The organism is Pseudomonas sp. (assembly GCF_050739995.1).
Lineage (GTDB): Bacteria > Pseudomonadota > Gammaproteobacteria > Pseudomonadales > Pseudomonadaceae > Aquipseudomonas.
Genome location: NZ_JBOICG010000207.1, coordinates 1 through 3,948, shown reverse-complemented (window position 1 = coordinate 3,948; position 3,948 = coordinate 1). Strand labels below are relative to the sequence as shown.

4 protein-coding genes are annotated in these 3,948 nt (G+C 61.0%); all 4 read left to right on the top strand.

Features of this window, described 5'->3' with window-relative positions:
• The first annotated feature begins 1 nt into the window (after position 1).
• The gene (locus tag ACRESD_RS07220) at positions 2-304 is read left to right on the top strand and encodes a ribonuclease E inhibitor RraB (protein WP_431750298.1); all 303 of its coding nucleotides are present in this window, start codon (positions 2-4) and stop codon (positions 302-304) included.
• 395 nt (positions 305-699) lie between these two features.
• Positions 700-2,109: a circularly permuted type 2 ATP-grasp protein gene (locus tag ACRESD_RS07215; protein ID WP_431750297.1), complete on the top strand. Its 1,410-nt coding sequence runs from the start codon at positions 700-702 to the stop codon at positions 2,107-2,109.
• A 4-nt stretch (positions 2,110-2,113) separates the two neighbouring features.
• Entirely contained in the window at positions 2,114-3,064 is a 951-nt protein-coding gene (locus tag ACRESD_RS07210) for an alpha-E domain-containing protein (RefSeq protein ID WP_431750296.1), read from the top strand.
• On the top strand, positions 3,061-3,864 hold the full coding sequence (locus ACRESD_RS07205) for a transglutaminase family protein (RefSeq protein ID WP_431750295.1): 804 nt from the start codon (positions 3,061-3,063) through the stop codon (positions 3,862-3,864). The genes ACRESD_RS07210 and ACRESD_RS07205 overlap by 4 nt, the downstream gene beginning before the upstream one ends.
• The last annotated feature ends 84 nt before the right edge of the window (positions 3,865-3,948 follow it).

The window sequence follows — 3,948 nt, the reverse complement described above, 5'->3', positions numbered from 1 at the left end:
TCTGCGCCGCATGAAAGAAGGCGGCTTCGACTTCTCGCGTTTTCACCCCATTGAGTTCTACGCCATTTTCCCGGATGAGGAACGGGCGCGCAGGGCTGCGGGTCGATTTCGCGGGGAATCCCTGAATGCCCAGGTCAGCGCGCGCGACGATGGCGCGTGGTACTTGGAACTGAGCAAAATCATGTTCGCGACCTACGACGGCATAGGAGACTTCGAGCAAGACTTTGAAGCGGTGGTCGAGCCGCTGGGCGGGATCATCGAGGGGTGGGGCGTGAAGCAGGAGGTGCGTGGTTTACCCATGTAGCCGTATGAGAAACGCAGCGTATCGGCTGACCTTTTGGGTCGGCCGATTTTGTTTGTACCGTCAGAAAGTTTTCGGAACTTGCGCTGTACTTTCCTGCACCAAAAAAAAGCCACCCAACGAGGGTGGCCTAAAGGGAAGAGTGGAGCGCTGAAGGCAGTTCAGCAGATGGGGTGATTATCCTCAGCGGTTGCCAGGCGGTGAAATCAACTCTGACTATGCTGTTGATAGCCAAAACCCGCATTGGGATGAAGCGTGAAGCAAGGCGGCGGGCATTCTGCGCACCAGGACGGTGCGGTTTGATTTCGCTGTTTATTCAACTCACTGATTTATAAGTGTTAATGCCGCTGGCACGGGCCTTGCGATGGTTCTTGCGCCCGGGTGACAAGGAGTACGGCATGACCCGCACTTATTACGACGAGATGTACGATGGGGCAGGGCAAGTCCGCCCCCATTACCGCGAGTTCGCCCGCTGGTTGGCTGAAACCCCTGCCGAGTTGTTGGCGCAGCGTCGGCGTGAGGCGGATTTACTGTTTCACCGCGCCGGGATCACCTTCACCCTCTACGGGGACGAGCAAGGCACCGAGCGCCTGATTCCCTTCGATACGATCCCGCGCAGCATACCGGCCAGCGAATGGCGGGTAGTCGAGCGCGGCTGCATCCAGCGGGTCAAGGCGCTGAACATGTTCCTCGCCGACCTGTATCACGAACAACGCATCATCAAGGCCGGGGTCATTCCCGCCGAACAGGTGCTGGCCAACGAGCAATATCAACTGGCGATGCAGGGCCTGAACTTGCACCGCGATCTGTATTCCCACATTTCCGGCGTCGACCTCGTACGGGACGGCGACGGCACCTACTACGTGCTGGAAGATAACCTGCGTACACCGAGCGGTGTCAGCTACATGCTCGAAGACCGCAAGATGATGATGCGCCTGTTCCCTGAGCTATTCGCCGCCCAGCGCATCGCCCCGATTGATCACTACCCCAACCTGCTGCTCGATACCCTGAAAAGCTCTAGCCCGCTGGATAACCCGAGTGTCGTGGTGCTGACGCCGGGGCGCTTCAACAGTGCGTTTTTCGAGCATGCGTTCCTGGCCAGGGAAATGGGGGTGGAACTGGTGGAGGGGGCCGACCTGTTCGTGCGCGATGACCGTGTATTCATGCGCACCACCGACGGCCCCAAGGCGGTGGATGTGATCTACCGTCGCCTCGACGATGCGTTCCTCGACCCGCTGGCCTTCAATCCGGCCTCCATGCTCGGCGTGCCTGGCCTGTTGGCTGCTTATCGTTCTGGCAACGTGGTGCTGGCCAATGCCATCGGCACCGGGGTGGCTGACGACAAGTCGGTGTACCCCTTCGTCACCGAGATGATCCGTTTTTACCTGGATGAAGAACCCATCCTGAAGAATGTTCCGACGTTCCAGTGTCGTAAGCCCGATGAACTGTCCCACGTACTGGCCAACCTGCCGGACCTGGTGGTGAAGGAAACCCAAGGCTCAGGCGGCTACGGCATGCTCGTCGGCCCGGCGTCCACAGCGACGGAAATCGAAGCCTTCCGTGCCCGTATCAAGGCCAAGCCCCATGCCTATATCGCCCAGCCGACCCTGTGTTTATCCACTTGCCCGACCTTCGTCGAAAACGGCATAGCACCACGCCATATCGACCTGCGCCCGTTCGTGTTGTCCGGCAAGGAAACCCGCGTGGTGCCTGGCGGCTTGACCCGTGTAGCGCTGCGTGAAGGCTCGCTGGTGGTCAACTCGTCCCAGGGCGGCGGCACCAAAGACACATGGGTGGTCGAGGATTGATGCCATGTTGAGTAGAACTGCCTCGGATCTGTACTGGATGTCGCGCTATCTGGAGCGCGCGGAAAACCTCGCGCGCATGCTCGACGTCAGTTATTCACTGTCCCTGATGCCTCAAGACGGGCACGGTGACGGCCTGCACGAACTGGCCATGCCGTTGCTGATCACCGGCACCCTGGATGACTATCGTGAGCGTCATGGCGAGCTGCATGCCGAACGCCTGCTGCACTTCTTTGCGTTGGACGCGGCCAACCCGGCCAGCATCTACAGTTGCCTCGGCGCCGCGCGAGCCAGCGCCCATGCGGTGCGTGGGCGAATCACCGCCGACATGTGGGAAAACATCAACGCCACCTGGCTGGACATACGCGACATCGCCCAGCAAGGCTTGAGCCGCTACGGCATGAGCCGGTTTTGTGAATGGGTCAAGGAACGTTCGCACCTGTTCCGGGGCGCCACTTACGGCACCATCATGCGTAACGATGCCTTCCGTTTCATCCGTCTGGGCACTTTCATTGAGCGTGCCGACAACACCCTGCGTCTGCTGGACGCCCGCTATGAAATGGCCGGCGACCAAGCCGCCGCCGTCACCGACGGTACGGCCCATGCCTACTATCAGTGGAGCGCATTGTTGCGTGCGTTATCGTCGTTCGAGGCCTACACCGAGATTTACCGCGACGCACCAGGGGCGCGGCAAGTGGCGGAGCTGCTGCTATTGCGTGCCGACGTTCCACGCTCGTTGCGCGCCTGCAGCGAAGAAATCGACCAGATCCTCGCCAGCCTGCCTGGCCTCAATGGCCGTCCGGCCCAGCGCCTGGCCGCTGAAATGGATGCACGCCTGCGGTTTACCGCCATCGATGAAATCCTCGAGGAAGGCCTGCACGCCTGGCTGACCGACTTTATCCCCTTGGTTCGCCAGTTGGGCGACGCCATCTACAGTTCCTACCTGGAGGCGGCATGAGACTCTCCATCAGCCACGAAACCACCTACCACTATGAAGATCAGGTGCGCGCCAGCATCCAGTACCTGCGCCTCACGCCCCACGACAGCGAGCGCCAGCACGTCATCAGTTGGCAACTCGACCTGCCACGCCCAGTACGGGCCCAGGTCGACCCGTTCGGCAACATCCTGCACGTGCTGACCTTGGACGAGCCCCACGACGCCATCATCATAGGTGCCCGTGGCCAGGTGGATATCGACGAGTTGCGCGAGGCTGAGCACGAAAGCCAGTCGGCTTTTCCGTTCCTGCGCAGCACGCGCCTGACCGAAGCCGACGAGGCGCTGCGCCAATTTGCGGAGCAGCACTGCCGACAACGTCGCGACCGCAGCGCGTTGATCGACTTGATGCAAGCGCTCAACCAGTCAATGGTCTACTCGCCCGGCGCCACCGAAGTCGACACCTGCGCTGCCGAGGCTTTTGCCGGGCGCGCGGGTGTGTGTCAGGACCACACCCATGCGTTCCTGGCCTGCGCGCGCAGCCTGGGGGTTCCGGCGCGGTATGTGTCGGGGTATCTGTACACCGAAGACAGCACCCATTTGGCCAGCCACGCCTGGGCCGAAGCCTGGCTGGATGACGCCTGGTACAGTTTTGACGTGACCAACCAACTGGCACGGCCGGAGCGGCACCTGAAATTGGCCGTGGGCCTGGATTACCTGGATGCCTGCCCGGTACGTGGCATGCGCCGGGGCGGTGGGCATGAGCAGATGCATGCGAAGGTATTTGTGGCCCCGACCCCGGTGATTTCAGTGCAGCAGCAATAATCTCCAGAACGAAGCAGATCAAGTGTGGGAGCTGGCTTGTGTGGGAGCGGGCTTGCTCGCGAATGCGGTGTATCAGCTACATAT